25 protein-coding genes are annotated in these 21,938 nt (G+C 52.4%); 15 read left to right on the plus strand and 10 right to left on the minus strand.

Features of this window, described 5'->3' with window-relative positions; all coding sequences use genetic code 11:
• Window positions 1-28: 28 nt before the first annotated feature.
• From HV041_RS22540 to HV041_RS22575, 9 genes are all read left to right on the plus strand, one after another.
• A complete protein-coding gene (locus HV041_RS22540; protein WP_001547826.1) occupies window positions 29-589 on the plus strand; it encodes an HK97 family phage prohead protease in 561 nt (186 codons plus the stop codon).
• Between the two features lies 1 nt (window position 590).
• Complete coding sequence (locus HV041_RS22545) at window positions 591-1,826, plus strand: phage portal protein (RefSeq protein WP_174328894.1); 1,236 nt, start codon at window positions 591-593, stop codon at window positions 1,824-1,826.
• Complete coding sequence (locus HV041_RS22550; protein WP_048213272.1) at window positions 1,823-2,116, plus strand: head-tail connector protein; 294 nt, start codon at window positions 1,823-1,825, stop codon at window positions 2,114-2,116. Before HV041_RS22545 ends, HV041_RS22550 begins: the two co-directional genes overlap by 4 nt.
• Window positions 2,116-2,559, plus strand: coding sequence for an HNH endonuclease (locus tag HV041_RS22555; RefSeq protein WP_174328895.1), 444 nt, complete (start codon window positions 2,116-2,118; stop codon window positions 2,557-2,559). The genes HV041_RS22550 and HV041_RS22555 overlap by 1 nt, the downstream gene beginning before the upstream one ends.
• The gene (locus HV041_RS25150; protein ID WP_233620335.1) at window positions 2,552-2,704 is read left to right on the plus strand and encodes a hypothetical protein; all 153 of its coding nucleotides are present in this window, start codon (window positions 2,552-2,554) and stop codon (window positions 2,702-2,704) included. Before HV041_RS22555 ends, HV041_RS25150 begins: the two co-directional genes overlap by 8 nt.
• Window positions 2,686-2,829: a terminase gene (locus HV041_RS25155; RefSeq protein WP_233620337.1), complete on the plus strand. Its 144-nt coding sequence runs from the start codon at window positions 2,686-2,688 to the stop codon at window positions 2,827-2,829. Before HV041_RS25150 ends, HV041_RS25155 begins: the two co-directional genes overlap by 19 nt.
• Before the next feature lie 3 nt (window positions 2,830-2,832).
• Window positions 2,833-3,189, plus strand: coding sequence for a phage terminase small subunit P27 family (locus HV041_RS22565; RefSeq protein WP_174328896.1), 357 nt, complete (start codon window positions 2,833-2,835; stop codon window positions 3,187-3,189).
• Window positions 3,173-4,834, plus strand: a complete 1,662-nt coding sequence (locus HV041_RS22570) for a terminase large subunit (RefSeq protein ID WP_019077807.1) — start codon at window positions 3,173-3,175, stop codon at window positions 4,832-4,834. The genes HV041_RS22565 and HV041_RS22570 overlap by 17 nt, the downstream gene beginning before the upstream one ends.
• Before the next feature lie 150 nt (window positions 4,835-4,984).
• Window positions 4,985-5,293: a DUF3892 domain-containing protein gene (locus HV041_RS22575; protein WP_001547818.1), complete on the plus strand. Its 309-nt coding sequence runs from the start codon at window positions 4,985-4,987 to the stop codon at window positions 5,291-5,293.
• Between the two features lie 157 nt (window positions 5,294-5,450).
• On the opposite strand, the gene fis is transcribed toward HV041_RS22575, so the two are convergent.
• From fis to HV041_RS22625, 10 genes are all read right to left on the minus strand, one after another.
• On the minus strand, window positions 5,451-5,747 hold the full coding sequence (fis, locus tag HV041_RS22580) for a DNA-binding transcriptional regulator Fis (RefSeq protein ID WP_000462905.1): 297 nt from the start codon (window positions 5,745-5,747) through the stop codon (window positions 5,451-5,453).
• Window positions 5,748-5,772: 25 nt separating this feature from the next.
• Entirely contained in the window at window positions 5,773-6,738 is a 966-nt protein-coding gene (dusB, locus tag HV041_RS22585; protein WP_003025224.1) for a tRNA dihydrouridine synthase DusB, read from the minus strand.
• A gap of 360 nt (window positions 6,739-7,098) precedes the next feature.
• Window positions 7,099-7,980, minus strand: a complete 882-nt coding sequence (gene prmA, locus HV041_RS22590) for a 50S ribosomal protein L11 methyltransferase (protein ID WP_005121381.1) — start codon at window positions 7,978-7,980, stop codon at window positions 7,099-7,101.
• 11 nt (window positions 7,981-7,991) lie between these two features.
• Window positions 7,992-9,443: a sodium/pantothenate symporter gene (panF, locus tag HV041_RS22595; protein ID WP_121585123.1), complete on the minus strand. Its 1,452-nt coding sequence runs from the start codon at window positions 9,441-9,443 to the stop codon at window positions 7,992-7,994.
• Window positions 9,433-9,675 carry a YhdT family protein gene (locus HV041_RS22600; protein ID WP_048213462.1) on the minus strand — a complete coding sequence of 81 codons (243 nt, stop codon included), beginning with the start codon at window positions 9,673-9,675 and terminating at the stop codon, window positions 9,433-9,435. Before HV041_RS22600 ends, panF begins: the two co-directional genes overlap by 11 nt.
• 107 nt (window positions 9,676-9,782) lie before the next feature.
• The gene (gene accC, locus HV041_RS22605; protein WP_003025213.1) at window positions 9,783-11,132 is read right to left on the minus strand and encodes an acetyl-CoA carboxylase biotin carboxylase subunit; all 1,350 of its coding nucleotides are present in this window, start codon (window positions 11,130-11,132) and stop codon (window positions 9,783-9,785) included.
• A 10-nt stretch (window positions 11,133-11,142) separates the two neighbouring features.
• On the minus strand, window positions 11,143-11,613 hold the full coding sequence (gene accB / locus HV041_RS22610) for an acetyl-CoA carboxylase biotin carboxyl carrier protein (RefSeq protein ID WP_005121378.1): 471 nt from the start codon (window positions 11,611-11,613) through the stop codon (window positions 11,143-11,145).
• Between the two features lie 392 nt (window positions 11,614-12,005).
• Window positions 12,006-12,605, minus strand: a complete 600-nt coding sequence (msrQ, locus tag HV041_RS22615; protein WP_048213461.1) for a protein-methionine-sulfoxide reductase heme-binding subunit MsrQ — start codon at window positions 12,603-12,605, stop codon at window positions 12,006-12,008.
• Entirely contained in the window at window positions 12,606-13,610 is a 1,005-nt protein-coding gene (gene msrP, locus HV041_RS22620; RefSeq protein WP_165712956.1) for a protein-methionine-sulfoxide reductase catalytic subunit MsrP, read from the minus strand.
• Between the two features lie 119 nt (window positions 13,611-13,729).
• Window positions 13,730-14,704 (minus strand): MDR family oxidoreductase, encoded by a 975-nt coding sequence (locus HV041_RS22625; protein ID WP_116361144.1) that lies wholly within the window; start codon window positions 14,702-14,704, stop codon window positions 13,730-13,732.
• A 225-nt stretch (window positions 14,705-14,929) separates the two neighbouring features.
• On the opposite strand from HV041_RS22625, the gene csrD reads away from it, so the two are divergent.
• The 6 genes from csrD to rng all read left to right on the plus strand — a co-directional run bounded on the left by csrD (window position 14,930) and on the right by rng (window position 21,856).
• Window positions 14,930-16,870 (plus strand): RNase E specificity factor CsrD, encoded by a 1,941-nt coding sequence (csrD, locus tag HV041_RS22630; RefSeq protein WP_182294270.1) that lies wholly within the window; start codon window positions 14,930-14,932, stop codon window positions 16,868-16,870.
• A 306-nt stretch (window positions 16,871-17,176) separates the two neighbouring features.
• Window positions 17,177-18,220, plus strand: coding sequence for a rod shape-determining protein MreB (mreB, locus tag HV041_RS22635; RefSeq protein WP_000913396.1), 1,044 nt, complete (start codon window positions 17,177-17,179; stop codon window positions 18,218-18,220).
• A 63-nt stretch (window positions 18,221-18,283) separates the two neighbouring features.
• Window positions 18,284-19,306, plus strand: a complete 1,023-nt coding sequence (gene mreC, locus HV041_RS22640) for a rod shape-determining protein MreC (RefSeq protein ID WP_040234170.1) — start codon at window positions 18,284-18,286, stop codon at window positions 19,304-19,306.
• Window positions 19,307-19,795, plus strand: a complete 489-nt coding sequence (gene mreD / locus HV041_RS22645; RefSeq protein ID WP_040234168.1) for a rod shape-determining protein MreD — start codon at window positions 19,307-19,309, stop codon at window positions 19,793-19,795.
• Between the two features lie 8 nt (window positions 19,796-19,803).
• Window positions 19,804-20,397, plus strand: coding sequence for a nucleoside triphosphate pyrophosphatase (locus tag HV041_RS22650; RefSeq protein ID WP_061068704.1), 594 nt, complete (start codon window positions 19,804-19,806; stop codon window positions 20,395-20,397).
• The gene (gene rng / locus HV041_RS22655; RefSeq protein WP_003828822.1) at window positions 20,387-21,856 is read left to right on the plus strand and encodes a ribonuclease G; all 1,470 of its coding nucleotides are present in this window, start codon (window positions 20,387-20,389) and stop codon (window positions 21,854-21,856) included. The genes HV041_RS22650 and rng overlap by 11 nt, the downstream gene beginning before the upstream one ends.
• The last annotated feature ends 82 nt before the right edge of the window (window positions 21,857-21,938 follow it).

Below are 21,938 nucleotides of genomic sequence, written 5' to 3' on the forward strand. Positions count from 1 at the left end.
CCCTTTTTGCCCTCTGTGGAGTCCAACAATGAAAACAATCGATTTTGAAATCCGTACCTCCGAACTGAGCGCCAGCAACAAAAAGCTGGTGGGCTATGCCGTGCGCTGGAACAGCCTGTCAGAGGTGATCTGGGATGAGTTCCGCGAGCAGTTTGCGCCGGGGGCGTTTAAAGACAGCCTGGCATCCGGTAGCGATGTGCGTGCACTGTACGAGCATAACTATACCCAACTGCTGGGGCGTACCAAATCCGGCACGCTGGTGTTGTCCGAAGATGATACCGGGCTGCGTTTCGAGCTGACCCCGCCAAACACCCAACTTGGCAATGATGTGCTGGAGCTGGTGGAGCGTGGAGACATTTCCGGCATGAGCTTCGGATTCCGTGCGCTGAAAGAGTCCTGGGATATTACTCCTACACCGTATATTCGCACTGTTACCGCTGCCGAGCTGCGGGAGATCACCGTTACTTCTATGCCTGCTTACCCTGAGTCCGGCGTGGAAATTGCGCACCGTTCTCTGTTCTCCCAACATCCTGAACTGCGCCGTGCTGGTGATAACCGCCGACGCTGGGCTGACTTAGCGGGGCTGTGATATGTGGAATATCTGGCCTTTTGGCCGTAAATCTGAGCCATCCGAACAGCGCAGCATGACGATTGATGAGTTTCTGGCGATGGCAGGGATTCCAAATACCGGATCAGGCGAATATGTGTCTGCCGGTACTGCGGAATCTCTGCCGGCGGTCATGAACGCCATATCAGTTATCAGCGAGGCAGTGGCAACAATGCCCTGCTACCTCTACCGCGTGCGCAACGATAACGGCCGAGAAGCGCGGGAGTGGCTAAGCAATCACCCGGTGGATTTTCTCCTTAACGAGCAACCGAACGACTGTCAGACGCCTTACCAGTTCAAGCGCACGATGATGCGTCATTGCCTGCTGAATGGTAACGCCTATGCGGTGATCCAGTGGGGCCGTGACGGCCAGCCGCAATCCCTGCATCCGTATGCGCCGGGGGCGGTTGTTCCTGAGCGTATCGGCCAGCATAAGTACAAATACACCGTTACTGAACCGTTTACCGGGGCAGTGCGCACCTACCTGCAGGAAGAGATTCTGCACCTGCGTTACTCGACCGATGATGGTTTTCTGGGGCGCTCGCCGATCACCATCTGCCGTGAGGCGCTGGGGTTAGGTCTGGCCCAGCAGCGCCACGGCGCCAGCATTATGAAAGATGGCATGATGGCGGCGGGCGTAGTCACTACTGCTGAATGGCTCGATAGTGTGAAGGGTAAACAGGCGCTGGACGCGCTTGAGCGCTACAAAGGTGCCAGAAATGCCGGTAAAACACCGATCCTTGAAGGTGGCATGGACTATAAGCAGCTTGGCATGAGCAATCAGGATGCTGAGTGGCTGGCCTCCCGGCGCTTCTCCATTGAAGACATTGCCCGCATGTTCAACGTGTCCCCCATCTTCCTGCAGGAATACAGCAACAGCACCTACAGCAACTTTAGTGAGGCGAGCCGCGCATTTCTCACCATGACGATGCGTCCGTGGCTGGCGAACTTTGAGCAGCAGATTAAATCCGCGTTGCTGGTGGCATCGCCTGTACCCGGAATTCGTTATCAGGTGGAGTTCGACTCTGCCGATCTTCTTCGAGCCACTCCAACCGAACGTTACGCAACTTATGAGCGCGGCATTAAGAACGGGATCATGAACCCTAACGAAGCCCGAGAACGCGAAGGTATGCCGCCGCGCGACGGTGGCGACGAGTTCAGCCAGGCATGGAAACAGGAATTTAAGGTCAGCAAAGACGATAAGGCAGGCGACGAATGAGCGAGTTAATCCCCCTTGATGAAGCAAAGATGCATTGTCGGATTGATGACAACTATGAAGACGTGTTGATCCAGGCTTATATCGCTGCGGCGTTGGAGGTCTGTCAGAAGCATATAGGCAAGCGATTTGATAAAGGTCTGGAGTTTACACCGGCGATCAAGATTGGCTGTCTGCTATACGTCTCTCAGCTGTATGAATATCGCACGATGATTAGCGATGTTGAGTCTACAGAGGTGCCCCTGACTATCTCAGCTTTGTGGTCAGTCTATCGTGATGTGGGGATCTACTGATGCCGTGGCAGCCGTTGCGCCGGTGCACAGAGCCGGGATGTAATAAGCGGGTGAAATCCGGCAAGTGTGATGAGCATAAGCGGGAAGCCTGGCGGGCAGAGGATGCCAGACGCGGCCACCGTCGCGCCCGTGGTTACTCAGCATCATGGGAGAAGTACCGTACTCAGTACCTTAAGCGCTATCCGCTATGCGTTGAGTGTCTGAAGCTGGACCTCTACGTACCTGCAAAGATTGTCGATCACATCATCCCTATCAACGGCGGTGATGATGTTCTGTTCTGGCCTGAGTGGAATCACCAGCCGTTATGCCAGACACATCATAACCAGAAGACCACACAGCAAGACCCAACCACCAAAGCGAAGCGCAAAGCAGGGCTGTACCGTGAGCAGGAAGAGCGTGCAGCCCATCGCAATGACTGGATGTATGAGGCTGACAATGATTGAGCAGGAACAGCAGCGGCTGATTAGTGGGCTTATAAAGCAGCGCGAGGCATGGCAACCAGTCAGACAGAGAGCGCATACGAAGCCCGTAGCAAAGCGTATGAGCCAGCGTGACCGGGAGCTTATGGAATGCTTTCGCAACCGATGACAGGACGCATGGATGGGGTGGGGGAGGTTTTAAAGACAAACCCGCTGCTGCAAGGCACCGCCCGCCCCCTCAAATTTTTATGCACGGTGATTTTTTTGAAAATAAAACGAAAAGGAAAACAGTGAGTTATGCCAAGACCACCAAAACCGCCCGCTTACCTTGATGAAATCGCGGCGCAGCAGTGGAAAGCAAAGGCGAAGCAACTGGCGGAACGTGGTGATCTGACGCCTGCCGACTGGAACAGCCTTGAGCTTTATTGCGTCAACTATTCGATGTACCGCAAAGCCGTGGAAGACCTTGCCAGCCGTGGGTTCAGCATTGTGAACAGCCAGGGCGGAGAGAGCCGGAACCCGGCACTGAGTGCAAAGGCTGATGCTGAAAAAATCATGATTAAAATGTCGTCGCTGCTGGGCTTTGATCCGGTAAGCCGTCGCCGTAACCAGGTAGAAACGGAAGAGGAAGACGAGATTGACCGTCTGGAATGATTACGCAAACGCCATTAAATCTGGAGAAATTCCGGCCTGTAAGCGGGTTAAACAGGCCGTGGAAAGGTACTTTTCAGACCTGAATGACTCCCGTTATGAGTTCGATACAGCGACTGTCGAGCGATTTATTGCGTTCTCTCGGCTCTGCCCACACGTCAAAGGCCCGTTGCGCCGCCAGCCAATCGAACTGGAACCGTGGCAGCAGTTCGCTTTTGCTAACCTGCTGGGCTTTAAGGTCAGGGAGTCAGGTCGCCGGAAGTACAGCAGCGCCTTTATCGAAGTACCGCGCAAGAATGCCAAATCCACCGTGGCTGCGATGCTGGCTAACTGGTTTCTTGTGATGGAGAAGGGGCAGCAGGATATCTACACGGCGGCGGTGAGCCGGGATCAGGCCCGGATTGTGTTCGACGATGCCCGCCAGATGTGCCTGCTGTCAAAACCGCTGAAAAAGCGCGTCAATATTCAGGCGCATAAGGTCATTTTCCCGAAGAGCAACAGCCTGCTAAAGCCGCTGGCGGCGAAAGCGGCCACCATTGAAGGGACTAACCCCAGCCTAGCGATTGTCGATGAGTACCACCTTCACCCGGATAACGGCGTTTATTCCGCCCTTGAGCTGGGTATGGGCGCACGTCCTGAGGCTATTTTGTTCGCCATAACGACCGCCGGGAGTAACGTTGTCTCAGCCTGTAAACAGCATTACGACTACTGCTGTCAGATTCTGGCCGGGGAAGAGAGCAACGATTCGCTGTTTGTCCTGATCTACGAACTGGACGACGAAAGCGAGGTTGAGCAGCCTGAAATGTGGATCAAGGCCAACCCTAACCTGCATGTGTCCGTTGACGCGGCGAAGCTGGAATCCACCATCCAAAAAGCGCGGGGTATACCGTCACAATGGGTGGAGATGCTGACCAAGCGTTTCAATATCTGGTGTCAGGGTTCCACTCCGTGGATGGGTGCCGGGGCATGGGATGCCTGTGCACTCGATTATGCCGAAGAAGATCTGTCCGGGATGGAGTGTTACGCCGGATTTGACCTGTCCTCAACCAGCGATATTACCAGTGTGAGTTACGCTTTCCCGTTTGAACGCGAGATCAGGCTTCTTACCCGGCACTATCTGCCCGAAGCACAACTACTTAACGTTGCTAACAAAAACCGCGCCATCTATCGGCAGTGGGTAAAAGCGGGCTGGATACGCACCACCCCCGGCGACTGTATTGACTATGATCGCATCCGTGACGATATCCTGCGCGACGCTGAAATATTCAATATCCGGCTGGTGGGCTTTGATACGTGGAACGCGACACACTTGCGAACCCAGTTACAGGGGGCTGGCCTCGATGTGGAGCCGTTCCCGCAAACCTATCTGAAATTCAGTCCGGTAGCGAAATCTTTTGAGGTTTTTGTTAACCGCAAGGTGGTGCGCCATCGTGGCGATCCGGTTCTGGCCTGGGCGATTGGTAACGTGGTGATGGAGTCCGATGCCAACGCCAATATCAAACCTAACAAAAAGAAATCCTCCAACAAGATAGACCCGGCGGTTTCTGCACTCATGGCGTTCGGCACATTCCTGGCAGAACACGAAGATTTTGCTTTCGATATGAGCGACAGTCACAAAGAGCGACTGGCTTTATTTAATGGGATTTGAGCATAAAGCGTAAAGGCAGAATTATCTTGAGGTTATCAGGAATATAAAATTGCTCTAGATCACTACATTGCTGTCGTGGAATAGGAAGAGTCTGTTTTGTTGTTTATAAATGTATTGCAGGGCTTTTCCTGTTCAAACTTCTGGTGAAATATGACTGATAAATGGGCTGATTACCTTATTTCTAAAGTCCGATATAACGATAAACACACTCACATTACCCATGTGTATGTGCATGTCGATAATGGCGATACTGTTGGAGAAGGGACATCAGAAACACGGCAGTGGGTAGTGAATAAAATCGATAGCGGCTATACCTTTTACACCATTTTCAAAGGTGATGACGGTAAGTGGAAGAAAGGTCAAAAAGTGGTTAAGGACCGTGTCAACGGTACTGATTACATTACTACTAGACCTAATGGTACATCCAAGGATAACTTAGAAAACCTTCCTGAGTACTAAACACTTTGGTTACTAAAGGCATAAAGCATCAGAATTGTTCTGGTGCTTTTTTGTTTGTTCAGCCAAAGCTGTATAAACATCTGTATAAACAATAATAAAAAAGGCGCATCCCCATGCCGAGTAGCGCCTTTTTATTCAATAACATAGCTGAAATGTATCAGTTCATGCCGTATTTTTTCAGTTTTTTACGCAGCGTACCACGGTTGATGCCCATCATCAGGGCAGCACGGGTCTGGTTACCGCGGGTGTATTGCATCACCATGTCCAACAGGGGCTGTTCTACTTCAGCCAGTACCAGCTCATAGAGATCGTTAACATCCTGACCATTCAATTGAGCAAAATAGTTCTTCAGTGCCTGTTTAACCGAGTCACGCAGGGGTTTTTGAGTTACCTGATCCTGAGAGTTAACGGTAGAAACGGTCAGTACGTCAGAATTTACGCGTTGTTCGAACATAGTTCTGTCAGCTCTTTATTTCTGTTTACGCAAAATTTTCGAAGTATGCCTCCAACGCCGCCAGCTGTTCGCTGGAATCTTCAATGGCGTTGAATGTGCGCCGAAACTGGTCATCCGGAGCGTGTTCCTGGAGATACCAGGATACGTGTTTACGCGCAATTCGGTACCCTTTTGCCTGACCATAAAAGTCGTGCAGTTCCCGAACATGCGCACAAAGCAAGCGCTTCACCTCTGCCAGAGGCAGCGGGGGCAGCAGCTCCCCAGTGTCCAGATAATGCTGGATTTCCCGAAAGATCCAGGGTCTTCCCTGAGCTGCACGTCCTATCATCAGGGCATCCGCCCCCGTATAGTCGAGTACAGCTCTGGCTTTATGCGGGTCAGTAATGTCGCCATTCGCGATAATCGGAATGGAAACTTTCTGCTTAACTGCCCGAATACTGTCGTACTCAGCATCTCCATTGAACAAACAGGCGCGGGTGCGTCCATGAATGGTCAGAGCCTGAATGCCACAGTCTTCAGCCAGTTGGGCAATCTCTACGCAGTTACGGTGTTCCGGAGCCCAGCCGGTGCGAATCTTGAGTGTGACAGGAACGTCCACTGCATTGACGACCTCGGTTAGTATCGATTTCACTAAATCCGGGTACTGCAAGAGGGCTGAACCTGCGAGCTTACGATTCACTTTTTTAGCCGGACACCCCATATTGATATCAATAATCTGGGCGCCGCTTTCCACGTTAATACGTGCGGCATCAGCCATCTCAACAGGGTCGCTACCGGCAATTTGCACCGTGCGAATTCCTGGCTCATCAACGTGCACCATACGTAAACGAGATTTGTCGCTTTCCCAAACCTGCGGGTTAGAAGACATCATCTCGGATACCGTCAATCCTGCTCCCATCTCATAGCACAGCGTCCTGAATGGTCTGTCAGTGATGCCAGCCATAGGTGCTGCGATCAGGCGATTTCTGAGCTGGTATTGTCCGATGCGCATGAGTTAAGAAATGACCATACTGTGACTGCAAGGCGGCGTATATTACGCATTTTTTGCATGAGATGAAAGGCCAAACTTTGACCAATCCACTGAGGTGGATCAATGAATTGCTGACTAAGTACACAGTTTCAAATTAAAAGCTTTAATAATCATTTGGATACGTAGTTGCGCTGATTTATCATCTGTTTATAAATTCCGAAAACTTCTCTTTTTTTATTGCGCTCAGGCTCAGGATATCAGGATAAAAAGCTGTTTTTGTGAACAAATAGTGACTTTGTAATGCGATCTCGCTCTCATTTCCGCAAATCATTTTGCGAAAACGAAAGCGATTTTGGGGCTAGCGATAGTAACGAGTGAAGATTATTTTTTCTGACCGGTAATACGACACCACTCTTCTTTTTCGATGACCGGATCGAGCGTAAAGAGATCGGCATAGGCTTCGCAGACACTGTCAGCCTGGCTGGCAAGAATGCCTGAAAGCCCCAGTAAACCTCCCTCAACGGGCAGTACGCTGATTAACGGCGCCAGTTCACGTAATGGGCCCGCGAGGATGTTGGCGACCACTACGTCGGCTTTCATCGCTTCTGGCTGGTCTTTCGGCAGATAAAGCTCCAGACGCTCAGAAACGCCATTACGCTGGGCGTTATCACGGCTGGCCTGAATCGCTTGTGGATCGATATCCACGCCGATGGCTTTCGCTGCGCCCAGTTTCAGTGCCGCAATGGCCAGAATGCCGGAGCCGCAGCCAAAGTCGATAACCGTTTTGCCGTTAAGATCGAGACCATCCAGCCATTGCAGACACAGAGAGGTGGTGGGGTGAGTGCCGGTACCAAACGCCAGACCCGGGTCCAGCATCACGTTGACGGCGTTCTCATCCGGGACATCGCGCCAGCTCGGGCAAATCCACAGGCGTTCGCCAAAGCGCATCGGATGGAAGTTATCCATCCATTCGCGTTCCCAGTCTTTATCTTCAAGCTGTTCGATTTTATGCGTGAAGCCTTCACCCAGCAGCGGATGCTGCTCCAGAATGGCAACGACTTCTTTCATGTCGGTTTCTGCGTCGAACAAGCCGATAACATCGGTATCGCCCCACAGGCGAGTCTCGCCCGGCAGAGGCTCGAACACTGGCGTATCATGCGTATCCTGGAAAGTGATGGAAACGGAGCCCGCTTCCATCAACGCATCGCTTAACTCTTCAGCGTTGGCACCGGTCGTGTTCAGTTTTAGTTGGATCCATGGCATGGCAAAACTCTTTATTTATCAGTAGTCAATATGGTGGCTTGCGGAACGGTGGAACCGAAACGGTTGCCGATCAGGAAAGCCAGCAAGCTTATCAGCAACGAGGGCACGATCGGATGGAAGCCCAGGTACTGAACGTTAAAGGTCGCGAGTACGGCATACAACACGCCGCCGACAATCATCGCGCTCAATGCGCCTGCCGCGTTTGCGCGCTCCCAGTACAGGCCCAGCACCAGCGGCCACAGGAAGACCGCTTCCAACCCGCCAAACGCCAGCAGGTTGAGCCAGATAATCATCTCTGGCGGTTTCCAGGCGGCCAGCAGCAGTAACGCGCCCAGCAGTAGGGTGATCACAGCGGACATGCGCTTCAGCCGGGTTTCGTTTTTCAACTGTTCCGGACGAAGGTTCAGGTACAGATCCTTAATGATCGTAGCGGAACTTTGCAGCAATTGGGCATTGATCGTTGACATGATCGCGGCCATGGGTGCCGCGAGGAAGATCCCGGCAGCTACCGGTGGCAACACTTTGACCATCAGGGTCGGGATCACCAGATCCGGTACCGTCAGGTCAGGGATCACCGCACGTCCCAACGCACCCGCCAGATGCATGCCAAACATCAGGATCGCCACCACGATGGTGCCGATGATAATCCCACGGTGTACCGCTTTACTGTCTTTATAGGAGATACAGCGTACCGCCGTATGCGGAAGTCCAATCACGCCAAAACACACCAGTACCCAGAATGAGGTCATAAACGTGGGTGACAGAATGTCATCCGCGCCCTGCGGTGAGACCAGTTTCGGGTCGATGGTTTGCAGGGTTACTACCGCATTGCTAAGGCCGCCGGCGGCATGAACGACGCCGACCAGCAGAACGATAGTCCCAATCAGCATTACCATGCCTTGCATGGTGTCGTTCAGTACGCTGGCGCGAAATCCGCCGAATGCCGTGTATAAAGCGATACTGACGCCAAAGATCAGCAAACCGGTTTCGTAAGGAATACCCGCAGCCGTTTCCAGCAAACGTGCGCCGCCAATAAACTGTACAGTCATTGCTCCGACAAACGCGACCAGCAGGCTAAGACTTGCCAGCCACACCAGTAGACGGCTCTGGTAGCGGGCAAACAGCATGTCGTTAAGGGTAACGGCATTATAACGGCGCGCCAGAATGGCGAATTTCTTCCCGAGGATCCCCAAAGAGAGCCAGACGGCAGGCAACTGGATCATCGCCAGTAATACCCATCCCAATCCGTATTTATAAGCCGCGCCAGGGCCGCCAATAAACGAACTGGCGCTAATGTAGGTTGCCGTTAGCGTCATGGCTAACACGACCCCGCCCATCGAGCGGCTGCCGAGGAAATATTCGTTCAGGAAAGTACCGGTCGATCTCTTACGCATAGCGTAAACAGAGAGACCGAAGACCACCAACAGATAGGCGACCAGCGGCAAAATAACTTCAAGCTGCATCGTCATCCTCCAACGGAATGTCGCGATAGATAAACTTCACCATCGCCCAGCACAGTACGATGAAAACCAGCGGCGTTAGCAGGCAGGCCATTTCGAACCAGTGCGGTAAGCCGGTAAAACCGAGCGTGGAATCTGGTAAGTAAGCGGTTACTAACCATGTGGCAAGATATAAAAGGGTCAGCCACAGCGCCCAGCGCGCCTCTTTATGGGCCTGAACAAAACGAGCGTCCATTTTTTGTCCCTTGTGGATAAAGAAAGCGGGGATTGTACCTTATGGCGCGTTCGGGAGGGGAGAAAAACAAAAGGCCGGAATTTCCGGCCTTTTCGGTTAACACATGCTTACTTTTCCTGAAGTCCGAGTTTTTTCTCCAGATAGTGGATATTGGTTCCACCATGCTGGAAGTGCTCGTCATTCATGATGCGGATCTGCAGATCAACGTTGGTTTTGATACCGTCGATGATCAGTTCCTGCAATGCGTTTTTCATACGGGCGATCGCTACGTCGCGGTTTTCGCCGTAGCAAATCAGCTTACCGATCATTGAGTCATAGTACGGAGGTACAGTGTAGCCTGCGTAAATATGAGACTCCCAGCGCACACCAAAGCCACCCGGCGCGTGGAAACGCGTGATTTTACCCGGGCTTGGCAGGAAGGTGTTCGGGTCTTCGGCGTTGATACGGCATTCTACCGCATGGCCTTTAACCACAACTTCATCCTGCTTGATGGACAGCGGTTGTCCTGCCGCGATACGCAGCTGCTCTTTGATCAGGTCAACGCCGGTGATCATTTCGGTTACCGGGTGTTCAACCTGAATACGGGTGTTCATCTCAATGAAGTAGAACTCGCCGTTTTCGAACAGGAACTCGAAAGTACCTGCCCCGCGATAGCCGATATCAACGCACGCTTTGGCGCAACGCTCGCCGATGTAGCGACGCAGTTCCGGGGTAATACCCGGCGCAGGTGCTTCTTCGACGACTTTCTGGTGACGACGCTGCATGGAGCAGTCACGTTCAGCCAGATAAATCGCGTTACCCTGACCGTCAGCCAGCACCTGAATTTCGATGTGGCGTGGGTTTTCCAGGTACTTCTCCATGTAAACCATGTCGTTGTTGAAAGCCGCTTTCGCTTCCGCTTTGGTCATGGAGATGGATTGTGCCAGTTCGGCATCGCTGCGCACGACGCGCATACCGCGACCGCCGCCGCCGCCGGAGGCTTTGATGATAACCGGGTAGCCGATACGTTTAGCATGAGCGCGGTTAGCGTCCATGTCATCGCCCAGCGGGCCGTCAGAGCCTGGAACGGTCGGTACGCCAGCTTTCTTCATCGCGGTGATCGCGGACACTTTGTCGCCCATCAGGCGGATAGTGTCGGCTTTCGGGCCGATGAAGATAAAACCAGAACGTTCTACCTGTTCAGCGAAGTTGGCGTTCTCAGAGAGGAAGCCATAACCCGGGTGGATTGCCACTGCGCCGGTGATTTCAGCGGCGCTAATGATTGCCGGGATGTTCAGATAGCTTTTTACGGACGCAGCCGGGCCAATACAGACCGTCTCATCCGCCAGCAATACGTGTTTTAAATCGCGATCCGCGCTTGAGTGCACGGCGACAGTCTTGATGCCCAGTTCTTTACAGGCACGAAGAATACGCAAGGCAATCTCGCCGCGGTTAGCGATGACAATTTTATCCAACATGTTCGCCTCGTTATTCGATGACGACCAGCGGCTCGTCAAATTCTACCGGTTGACCACTTTCTACCAGAATCGCTTTCACTACGCCGGATTTGTCGGCTTCGATCTGGTTCATCATTTTCATGGCTTCAACGATGCACAGGGTATCGCCCGCATTCACTTTCTGGCCGATTTCGATGAACGCTTTAGCATCCGGGCTCGGGGTGCGGTAGAACGTACCAACCATTGGGGAGCGTACGATGTGACCACTGATTTCCGCTGCTGCCGGCGCTTCCATACTTGGAGTGGCAGTTTGTGCGACAGCGTTAGACAGAGCTGGCTGCTGCATCACTGGTGCAGCATAAGCCTGTTGCATCATTGGAAAACTTGCAGCTGGCGCTGCACGGCTGATGCGTACAGACTCTTCGCCTTCAGAAATTTCCAGTTCGGAGATGCCTGATTCTTCAACCAGCTCGATCAGTTTTTTAATCTTACGAATATCCATGAGTGGGTTCCGTACTCTTTGTTTAGTGAGATTGTGACAGGCGTTTTACCGCCGTCTGTATAGCATTTTTATAACAGTGAGTGACAAGATGCCACGCATCTCAGGCGTTGCACTGCGTGCTGCGGCCATTATATGAGATTGCCAGACTTGTTAGTCATTGTGCGGCTATCTTCTGCCATTTTCGGGTAAAAGACAAAATATACCTTCAATATGCGATTGTCACCCTTTCTGCGCTGTAAAAACGCTACCGGGGAGAGCAAAGGCGCACATTATAACTATTTCGTAGCAATTGGCAGCTAAATACTGGTCTTATCAGGGAAGATAATCAACCGCTGGCATGTAAAGAACATGGGTTCGTCTGTGTTTTGCAACGTACTGCACATATCGTGTAACTACCGCCACCACTGGCGAAACTTCTTGTAGCGGCAGGCTAACAGCACCGCTGCAAGTGCGGCATAAATAATCGGTTGCGGAGAGATAATTTTTACCGACCACAAATAATGTATGGGTGCCAGGATCGCCACAAGATAGACGAAGTTGTGCAGATACTGCCAATATTTACCCAGTTTTCGCTGGGCTGCCTGTGTAGAGGTCAAGGCGAGGGCGAATAAAATGACCCAGCTGAAAATACCCAACATCAAATAAGGTCGAGTAGTAAGTTCCCGCCCCAGCAATGCCAGGTTATTAATGCCTAATTCCAGTAGCGCATAGCTGGTTAAATGTAACGTCGCCCAGGCGAAACACCATAGCCCTAACAGGCGACGAGTGCGTATCAATAATGGCTGTTTAGCGTAGCGCGCCAACGGCGCCACCAGCAAGGTAGCCAGTAGGAATTTCAGAGCTGTCCGACCGGTAAAGTGCTGAATGTCTTTGACCGGATCGGCGCTCAGTCCCCCATGATTTACCGCCCAAAATAGCCAGAGAAACGGTAAAAGTCCGGTAAGATGCAGGCAAACTTTCAGCCAGGTAATCTGTTTTGCAGTCAAGCGCACTTAAAAATTCTCCCGCAGATCGAGACCTCGGTACAGGGAAGCGACTTCCTTTGCATAGCCGTTAAACAGCAACGTGGGCTGGCGCTGTACATCCAGTATGCCGCCCGCGCCGATGAAGCGTTCAGTCGCTTGTGACCAGCGGGGATGATCGACATGAGGATTCACATTGGCATAAAAACCGTATTCATCGGACGCAGCCATATTCCAGGTGGTTGGCGGGCGTTCACGCGTCAGTTTAATACTGACGATCGACTTAATGCCTTTAAACCCGTATTTCCATGGCACCGTTAAGCGAATAGGGGCACCATTTTGTGGTGGAAGTGCCTTGCCATACACGCCCACTGTAAGCAGCGTGAGCGGGTGCATGGCCTCATCCAGACGTAGCCCTTCAACATAAGGATATTTTAACCCACCGCCAATAAAGCGATCTTTCTGTCCCGGCATCTCTTCAGGGGCATAACGTGTTTCGAACGCGACATATTTTGCATTGCTGGTGGGTTCAACCAGCGCTAACAGTTTATGTAAAGGAAAACCAATCCACGGTACGACCATCGACCAGGCTTCAACACAGCGCATTCGATATATACGCTCTTCCAGTTGGAAGCGGGTGGTTAAGGCATCATGATCGAGCGTCAACGGTTTAGCGACTTCACCGCTGATTTTCAGCGTCCAGGGATCGGTTTTCAGACTGCCGGCATTGGTTGCAGGATCGGCTTTGTCGAGGCCGAATTCGTAGAAGTTGTTATAGCCAGAAACCTTATCTTCTGGTGTTAAAGGAAGTGTATTTTGCCAGGCTGCCGGCTTGGTGAAATCAAGGGGTTTACCGGCAGGCGCGGGCGGACGGTCATTGCCTTTAAACCAGCTCAGAAGATCGGCCTCGGCAGAAAAGGGCAAAGACAAAGCGGCGGCGCTGATACCCAGCGCTTTCAGCACCTGGCGGCGCTGCATAAAAAAAGCCGACTCGGCTGTTACATCGGCTTCAGTGAATGGACGTATTTTCTTCATAACGGACTCCCGACATACGCGCAAAGGCTCATACTGGCGCGTAGTTACTATGGCAGGGAGTCCGTCAATGTGCAGAGAAATTTAGTTAATTAAATGTAAATTTGTATCTGCAAATTGTTTTATTTCACTTTCACCAGCGTACGGCCCTGCACCTGGTTATTGATGATGGCATCGGCGAACTTCGGCGCATCGGCAAGCGTGATTTCTGTCGCTGCCTGGGTAAAGAACGACTCTGGCAGGTCGTTAACCAGACGTTGCCAGGCCTGTGCACGACGATCCGGAGGCGTCATCACGGAGTCGACGCCCTGTAAGCGCACGTTGCGCAGAATAAACGGCATCACCGTGGTGGGTAGCGCAAAACCGCCAGCCAGACCACAGGCGGCAACACAACCGCCATAGTTCATCTGCGCCAGTACTTTTGCCAGCACTTTGTCGCCAACGGTATCAATGGCACCCGCCCACAGTTGTTTTTCCAGCGGACGAGATTCAGCAAACTCATCACGACCCAGAATGCGGTTGGCTCCCAGGCTTTTCAGGTAGTCGTGGGTGCTTTCGCGGCCCGATACTGCCGCAACCTGGTAACCCAGTTTGTGCAGCAGCGCAACGGCAGTACTGCCTACGCCACCGCTGGCACCAGTGACGACGATTTCGCCGTCTTCCGGGCGGATACCGGCATCTTCAAGCGCCATGACGCACAGCATGGCAGTAAAACCGGCGGTACCGATGACCATGGATTTGCGACCGTCCAGTCCTTTTGGCAGCGCAACCAGCCAATCGCCTTTCACACGAGCGCGTTCGGCCAGTCCCCCCCAATGATTCTCACCCACGCCCCATCCGGTCAGTAAGACTTCCTGACCTGCATGAAAACGAGGATCTTCACTTGCGCGTACGGTACCGGCGAAATCGATACCAGGAATCATCGGAAAATTGCGGATAATTTTACCCTTACCGGTGATGGCGAGGGCATCTTTATAGTTCAGGCTCGACCAGTGAACATCCACCGTCACATCGCCTTCAGGTAGCTGATTTTCGTCGAGGGGTTGAACGGATGCGAGGGTTTTTCCGTCCTGCTGTTCTAAGATCAAAGCCTGCATAACCTGTCCTCAATTCATATAGTGGATTGGAAAATTATCTGTGAAGACTATACTCGCTAATTAAAACATGATGCCGATTCTGCGCAATAAATTGCCAGATATACCTGATTTGGTAGTATGCCCACATTATTTGTGTAAATTGACGGATTTCGCGTTCAGTTTTGCATTTTCGTGTCGCTTTTTCACTTTCACACCTGATTCATCACTGTCGGAGTTAACACAAGGATGCGATTAACGACGAAATTTTCAGCCTTTGTCACGCTGCTTACCGGGTTAACGATTTTCGTGACGCTGATAGGTTGCTCGCTGAGTTTCTATAACGCTATTCAATATAAGTTCACCACCCGCGTCCATGCCGTCGCGACGGCGATCGATACCCATCTGGTCACCAGGGATGTCGTGTCCTTAACGCCGCAAATTGATGAACTGATGATTTCGGTTGATATCGTCCGTATTGAATTGCTTCAGGATGACTGCGTTGTTTATAGCCATTCCCGAACCAGTAGCTACCGCCCGGCGGGGACGAATAACCTTTATCGCAATCTCACCGTGCCATTGGTCAAGCATCCGGGGATGTCGCTGCGTATGGTTTACCAGGATCCGATGGGCAACTATTTCCATTCGTTGATGACTACGGCACCGCTCACGCTATCGATAGGCTTTATTATCCTGATGCTGTTTTTGTCGGTGCGCTGGCTTCAACGTCAACTTTCCGGACAGGAATTACTGGAGATTCGTTCAACGCGGATCCTCAACGGTGAACGCGGGCCAAACGTGCGGGGAACGGTCTATGAGTGGCCAGCGCGTACCAGTAGTGCGCTCGACATGCTACTGACCGAAATTCAAAATGCTCGTGAGCAGCGCAGCAGGCTGGATACGCTAATTCGCTCCTATGTCGCGCAGGATACAAAAACGGGGCTGAGCAACCGCTTGTTCTTTGATAACCAACTGGCGACGCTGCTGGAAGATCAGGAAAAAGTCGGCTCGCATGGTGTGGTGATGATGGTTCGTTTGCCGGACTTTACGCTGCTACGCGAGAGCTGGGGCATTACCCAGGCGGAAGAACAAATTTCAACGCTTATCAATTTGTTGTCTACCTTTATGATGCGCTATCCGGGCGCACTGTTAGCGCGTTACCACCGAAGCGATTTTGCCATCCTGCTGCCACACCGCACGTTAAAAGAAGCGGAAAGTATCGCCGGGCAACTCTTAAAGGCGGTGGATGCACTTCCGGCTAACAAAATGATCGATCGTGCCGATATGGTTCATATTGGCATTTGTGTCTGTCGCAGCGGTCAGTCGACTGAACAAGTTATGGATCACGCTGAAGCCGCCACCCGGAATTCAGTATTACAAGGCGGGAACAGTTGGTCGGTGTATGACGACTCTCTGCCGGAAAAAGGCCGGGGCAATGTGCGCTGGCGAACGCTGATTGAACAGATGCTCAGTCGGGGCGGACCGCGAATTTATCAAAAACCTGCCGTAACGCGTGAAGGGCGGGTGCACCATCGCGAGCTGATGTGCCGTATTTTCGATGGCAGCGAAGAGGTTATTTCGGCGGAATATATGCCGATGGTGCTGCAATTTGGTCTGGCGGAAGAGTATGACCGTCTGCAAATCAGCCGTTTGATCCTGTTGTTGGGGTACTGGCCGCAGGAAAGCCTGGCGATGCAGACGACGGTTGAATCGCTCATTCGCCCACGTTTTCAGCGTTGGCTGCGAGATACGCTGATGCAGTGCGAAAAATCGCTACGTAAACGCATAATTATTGAACTTGCTGAGGCGGATGTTTGTCAACACATCAGCCGGTTACAACCGGTTATCCGATTGATGGATGCGCTTGGCGTACGTATTGCCGTTACGCAGGCCGGTTTAACGTTGGTGAGTACCAGTTGGATCAAAGAGCTGAATGTCGAATTGTTGAAGCTTCATCCCAGTCTGGTGAGAAACATTGATAAGCGAACGGAAAATCAGCTGCTGGTTCAAAGCCTGGTAGAGACGTGTACCGGAACGCCAACGCAGGTTTATGCCACGGGCGTACGTTCGCGCAGCGAGTGGCATACCCTGACAGAACGTGGAGTCGCGGGTGGGCAGGGTGATTTTTTTGCCGCATCACAGCCACTTGACACAAACGTGAAAAAATATTCGCAAAGATACTCGGTTTAACCTGCCGTTTAATTTGTTTTCACGTAGAATAACGCGCGCTGTGCCTTCTGGGGGTGTGCTTGTCTGCTCGCCAGGTTGTAACAGCAAACATGCAGGTGAATGACCTTTGACAGGTTGCAAACAAAAGCGAGGACTGCTGCTGAGTTTTTCAGCCCTGATGGACTCAGGCCGGTTTTGTAACAAAGGAAACGAACTGCACTAATTTTCACCGTAGCAGATGATTTTTGCGCCTTGTCGCTGCTGCGTGTGGTTGGTAAAGTAAGCGGATTTTGTTTTCCGCCCCAGCTTTCAGGATTATCCCTTAGTATGTTGAAAAAATTTCGTGGCATGTTTTCCAATGACCTGTCCATTGACCTGGGTACCGCGAATACCCTTATTTATGTAAAAGGACAAGGCATCGTATTGAATGAGCCTTCCGTTGTGGCCATTCGTCAGGATCGTGCCGGTTCGCCGAAAAGCGTGGCTGCAGTAGGTCATGATGCGAAGCAGATGCTGGGTCGTACGCCGGGCAATATCGCTGCAATTCGCCCAATGAAAGATGGCGTTATCGCTGACTTCTTCGTGACTGAAAAAATGCTCCAGCACTTTATTAAACAAGTGCACAGCAATAGCTTCATGCGCCCAAGCCCGCGCGTACTGGTGTGTGTACCGGTTGGAGCAACTCAGGTTGAACGCCGTGCCATCCGTGAATCCGCTCAGGGTGCAGGTGCACGTGAAGTGTTCCTGATCGAAGAGCCGATGGCGGCAGCGATCGGTGCGGGCCTGCCAGTTTCTGAAGCAACCGGCTCAATGGTTGTCGATATCGGTGGTGGTACCACAGAAGTCGCCGTTATCTCTCTGAACGGCGTAGTTTACTCCTCCTCCGTGCGTATTGGTGGTGACCGCTTCGACGAAGCCATCATTAATTATGTTCGCCGTAACTACGGCTCTCTGATCGGTGAAGCTACCGCGGAACGTATTAAGCACGAAATCGGTTCTGCTTATCCTGGCGACGAAGTACGCGAGATCGAAGTTCGCGGTCGTAACCTGGCAGAAGGTGTTCCACGTGGCTTTACCCTGAACTCTAACGAGATCCTTGAAGCGCTGCAGGAACCCCTGACCGGTATCGTAAGCGCGGTGATGGTTGCACTGGAACAGTGTCCGCCAGAACTGGCGTCTGACATCTCAGAACGCGGTATGGTCCTGACCGGCGGCGGTGCGCTGCTGCGTAACCTTGACCGTCTGTTAATGGAAGAGACCGGTATTCCAGTTGTTGTTGCCGAAGATCCGCTGACCTGTGTGGCTCGCGGTGGCGGTAAAGCACTGGAAATGATCGATATGCACGGCGGCGACTTGTTCAGCGAAGAGTAATCGGATGCAGGAAGGGTAGCCCTGGGTTGCTCTTCCGCTCTGATGCGAGAATACGCATAGACTATGAAGCCAATTTTTAGCCGTGGCCCGTCGCTACAGATTCGCCTTATTCTGGCGGTGCTGGTGGCGCTCGGCGTTATTATTGCCGACAGCCGCCTGGGTACGTTTAGTCAAATCCGAACGTACATGGATACCGCCGTCAGTCCTTTCTACTTTATCTCTAATGGTCCCCGTGAATTACTCGACGGCGTGTCGCAAACGCTGGCTTCTCGTGACCAACTCGAACTTGAAAACCGGGCGTTGCGTCAGGAACTGCTGCTGAAAAACAGTGAACTGCTGATGCTGGGGCAATATAAACAGGAGAACGCGCGTTTGCGTGAGCTGCTGGGATCGCCGCTGCGCCAGGACGAACAAAAAATGGTGACGCAGGTCATCTCAACGGTTAACGATCCTTACAGCGATCAGGTGGTGATCGACAAAGGGAGTGTTAACGGCGTTTATGAAGGTCAGCCAGTCATCAGCGATAAAGGCGTAGTGGGCCAGGTTGTTGCGGTGGCCAAACTGACCAGCCGCGTACTGCTGATTTGTGACGCGACGCATGCACTGCCAATCCAGGTATTGCGTAACGATATTCGCGTGATCGCTGCCGGTAACGGCTGCACGGACGATCTTCAGCTTGAACACCTGCCGGCTAATACTGACATTCGCGTTGGCGATGTGCTGGTTACCTCCGGTCTGGGTGGGCGTTTCCCTGAAGGCTATCCAGTCGGTGTCGTTTCCTCTGTGAAGCTGGATACCCAGCGCGCATACACCGTGATTCAGGCGCGCCCGACGGCGGGTTTGCAGCGTCTGCGCTATCTGCTGCTGCTGTGGGGAGCCGATCGTAATGGTGCTAACCCGATGACGCCAGAAGAAGTGCACCGTGTAGCTAATGAACGTCTGATGCAAATGATGCCGCAAGTCCTGCCGGCACCGGATGCCATGGGGCCTCCTGCGCCAGTTCCTGCTCCGGCGACAGGTGTAACGCCGGTTCCTGCAACAACCACGCCGTCACAACCTGCTCCGCGTAAGCCGGGAGGACAGTAAGTGGCAAGCATCCGTCACCAGGGACGTTGGGTCATTTGGCTCTCGTTCCTAATTGCATTTCTGCTGCAAGTCATGCCCTGGCCGGACGAGATCCTCGTTTTCCGGCCGAACTGGGTGCTGCTCATTCTGCTGTACTGGATCCTGGCGCTGCCGCATCGCGTAAATGTGGGCACAGGATTTATCGTGGGTGCCATACTGGATCTCATTAGCGGCTCTACGCTTGGTGTGCGGGCATTGTCGATGAGTATCATTGCTTATCTGGTCGCACTGAAATTTCAGCTCTTCCGTAACCTCGCGCTCTGGCAGCAGGCGCTGGTAGTTATGTTGTTGTCACTGGTCGTGGATATTATTGTTTTCTGGGCCGAGTTTTTAGTGATCAACGTCTCTTTCAGACCTGAAGTGTTCTGGAGTAGTGTAGTAAATGGTGTGCTTTGGCCATGGCTATTCTTACTGATGCGTAAAGTCCGCCAGCAGTTTGCGGTGCAATAAAGGTTGATATGAATACTCTGTATCTTGCTTCAGGTTCTCCACGTCGTCAGGAGTTGCTCGCTCAGCTTGGTGTTACGTTTGAACGGCTGGTTCCTGGAATTGAAGAACAGCGGCACCCGCAGGAAAGCGCTCAGCAGTATGTTGTTCGTCTGGCGCGTGAAAAAGCGCAGGCAGGCGTAGCAATGGCTGTGCGCGATTTACCTGTGCTGGGGGCGGATACCATTGTTATCCTTAATGGCGAAGTGCTGGAAAAACCGCATGATGCCGACCATGCAGCAGCGATGCTGCACAAACTGTCAGGCAAAACGCATCAGGTCATGACGGCTGTCGCATTAGCCGATCGCCAGCACAACCTGGACTGTCTGGTGGTGACGGAAGTGACATTCAGAACACTAACAGATGAGGACATCGCCGGTTATGTTGCCAGCGGTGAGCCTATGGATAAAGCAGGTGCATACGGTATTCAAGGGTTGGGTGGCTGTTTTGTCAGGAAGATCAATGGCAGCTATCACGCCGTAGTCGGCTTACCGCTGGTAGAAACGTATGAGTTGCTGAGCAATTTTAACGCACTGCGTGAGAAAAGGGATAAACATGACGGCTGAATTGTTGGTAAACGTAACGCCATCGGAAACGCGGGTGGCGTACATTGATGGCGGTATTCTGCAGGAAATTCATATTGAACGTGAGGCGCGACGCGGAATCGTAGGCAATATCTACAAAGGTCGTGTAAGTCGTGTACTTCCGGGTATGCAGGCGGCTTTTGTAGATATTGGGCTGGATAAAGCCGCATTTCTCCACGCATCAGACATCATGCCGCATACCGAATGCGTAGCGGGTGAAGAACAAAAACAGTTCACTGTACGCGATATCTCCGAACTTGTGCGTCAGGGGCAAGACCTGATGGTACAGGTGGTGAAAGATCCTCTGGGCACGAAGGGCGCACGCCTGACAACGGACATCACGCTACCTTCCCGTTATCTCGTCTTTATGCCGGGGGCGTCGCACGTGGGGGTTTCTCAGCGAATCGAGAGCGAAACCGAACGCGAACGCCTGAAAAAGGTGGTGGCGGATTACTGCGACGAACAGGGCGGATTCATCATTCGTACGGCGGCTGAAGGCGTCTGTGAAGAGGATCTGGCTTCGGATGCTGCCTACCTGAAGCGTGTCTGGACGAAGGTCATGGAGCGTAAGAAGCGGCCACAAACGCGCTACCAGATGTATGGTGAATTGGCACTGGCACAGCGCGTTCTGCGTGATTTTGCTGATGCTCAGTTAGACCGAATTCGCGTTGATTCCCGTCTGACTTATGAAGCGTTGCTGGAATTTACGGCGGAATACATCCCGGAGATGACCAGCAAACTGGAACATTACAGCGGACGCCAACCGATTTTCGATCTCTTCGACGTTGAGAATGAAATCCAACGCGCGCTGGAGCGCAAGGTTGAGCTGAAATCCGGCGGCTATTTGATCATCGACCAAACCGAAGCGATGACTACCGTCGACATCAACACCGGCGCATTTGTTGGGCATCGTAATCTCGACGACACTATCTTTAATACTAATATTGAAGCAACGCAGGCCATTGCTCGTCAGCTGCGTCTGCGTAATCTGGGCGGCATAATCATTATCGATTTTATCGACATGAATAATGAAGATCACCGCCGCCGGGTGCTGCACTCTCTGGAGCAGGCGCTGAGCAAGGATCGCGTAAAAACCAGCATTAACGGTTTTTCACAGCTGGGTCTGGTAGAGATGACACGTAAGCGCACGCGTGAAAGCGTGGAGCATGTGCTGTGTAACGAGTGCCCAACCTGCCACGGACGTGGCACGGTGAAAACGGTCGAAACCGTATGTTATGAAATCATGCGTGAAATCGTCCGCGTGCACCATGCTTACGACTCCGATCGTTTCCTGGTGTATGCGTCTCCGGCAGTGGCTGAAACCCTGAAAGGGGAAGAGTCGCATGCGCTGGCGGAAGTGGAAATCTTTGTCGGCAAACAGGTCAAAGTACAAGTCGAACCGCTCTATAACCAGGAGCAGTTTGACGTGGTAATGATGTAAATCGTGTAGTGGCACCCGCGCATGTAGGCCGGATAAGGCACAAACGCCGCTATCCGGCAATATTCACTCAAGGGGTGTGAGT

The organism is Citrobacter sp. RHBSTW-00029 (genome assembly GCF_014104295.1).
Lineage (GTDB): Bacteria > Pseudomonadota > Gammaproteobacteria > Enterobacterales > Enterobacteriaceae > Citrobacter > Citrobacter youngae.

Bases quoted from the DNA above. Each gene is read 5' to 3' on its own strand.
- mreC (WP_040234170.1), top strand. From the start codon at position 18,284: ATGAAGCCAATTTTTAGCCGTGGCCCGTCGCTACAGATTCGCCTTATT.
- HV041_RS22555 (WP_174328895.1), top strand. From the start codon at position 2,116: ATGCCGTGGCAGCCGTTGCGCCGGTGCACAGAGCCGGGATGTAATAAG.
- HV041_RS25155 (WP_233620337.1), top strand. From the start codon at position 2,686: ATGCTTTCGCAACCGATGACAGGACGCATGGATGGGGTGGGGGAGGTT.
- accB (WP_005121378.1), bottom strand. From the start codon at position 11,613: ATGGATATTCGTAAGATTAAAAAACTGATCGAGCTGGTTGAAGAATCA.
- panF (WP_121585123.1), bottom strand. From the start codon at position 9,443: ATGCAGCTTGAAGTTATTTTGCCGCTGGTCGCCTATCTGTTGGTGGTC.
- HV041_RS25150 (WP_233620335.1), top strand. From the start codon at position 2,552: ATGATTGAGCAGGAACAGCAGCGGCTGATTAGTGGGCTTATAAAGCAG.
- fis (WP_000462905.1), bottom strand. From the start codon at position 5,747: ATGTTCGAACAACGCGTAAATTCTGACGTACTGACCGTTTCTACCGTT.
- HV041_RS22565 (WP_174328896.1), top strand. From the start codon at position 2,833: ATGCCAAGACCACCAAAACCGCCCGCTTACCTTGATGAAATCGCGGCG.
- HV041_RS22545 (WP_174328894.1), top strand. From the start codon at position 591: ATGTGGAATATCTGGCCTTTTGGCCGTAAATCTGAGCCATCCGAACAG.
- rng (WP_003828822.1), top strand. From the start codon at position 20,387: ATGACGGCTGAATTGTTGGTAAACGTAACGCCATCGGAAACGCGGGTG.
- HV041_RS22625 (WP_116361144.1), bottom strand. From the start codon at position 14,704: ATGCAGGCTTTGATCTTAGAACAGCAGGACGGAAAAACCCTCGCATCC.
- HV041_RS22540 (WP_001547826.1), top strand. From the start codon at position 29: ATGAAAACAATCGATTTTGAAATCCGTACCTCCGAACTGAGCGCCAGC.
- accC (WP_003025213.1), bottom strand. From the start codon at position 11,132: ATGTTGGATAAAATTGTCATCGCTAACCGCGGCGAGATTGCCTTGCGT.
- msrP (WP_165712956.1), bottom strand. From the start codon at position 13,610: ATGAAGAAAATACGTCCATTCACTGAAGCCGATGTAACAGCCGAGTCG.
- prmA (WP_005121381.1), bottom strand. From the start codon at position 7,980: ATGCCATGGATCCAACTAAAACTGAACACGACCGGTGCCAACGCTGAA.
- dusB (WP_003025224.1), bottom strand. From the start codon at position 6,738: ATGCGCATCGGACAATACCAGCTCAGAAATCGCCTGATCGCAGCACCT.
- HV041_RS22575 (WP_001547818.1), top strand. From the start codon at position 4,985: ATGACTGATAAATGGGCTGATTACCTTATTTCTAAAGTCCGATATAAC.
- HV041_RS22650 (WP_061068704.1), top strand. From the start codon at position 19,804: ATGAATACTCTGTATCTTGCTTCAGGTTCTCCACGTCGTCAGGAGTTG.
- HV041_RS22600 (WP_048213462.1), bottom strand. From the start codon at position 9,675: ATGGACGCTCGTTTTGTTCAGGCCCATAAAGAGGCGCGCTGGGCGCTG.
- mreB (WP_000913396.1), top strand. From the start codon at position 17,177: ATGTTGAAAAAATTTCGTGGCATGTTTTCCAATGACCTGTCCATTGAC.
- csrD (WP_182294270.1), top strand. From the start codon at position 14,930: ATGCGATTAACGACGAAATTTTCAGCCTTTGTCACGCTGCTTACCGGG.
- HV041_RS22550 (WP_048213272.1), top strand. From the start codon at position 1,823: ATGAGCGAGTTAATCCCCCTTGATGAAGCAAAGATGCATTGTCGGATT.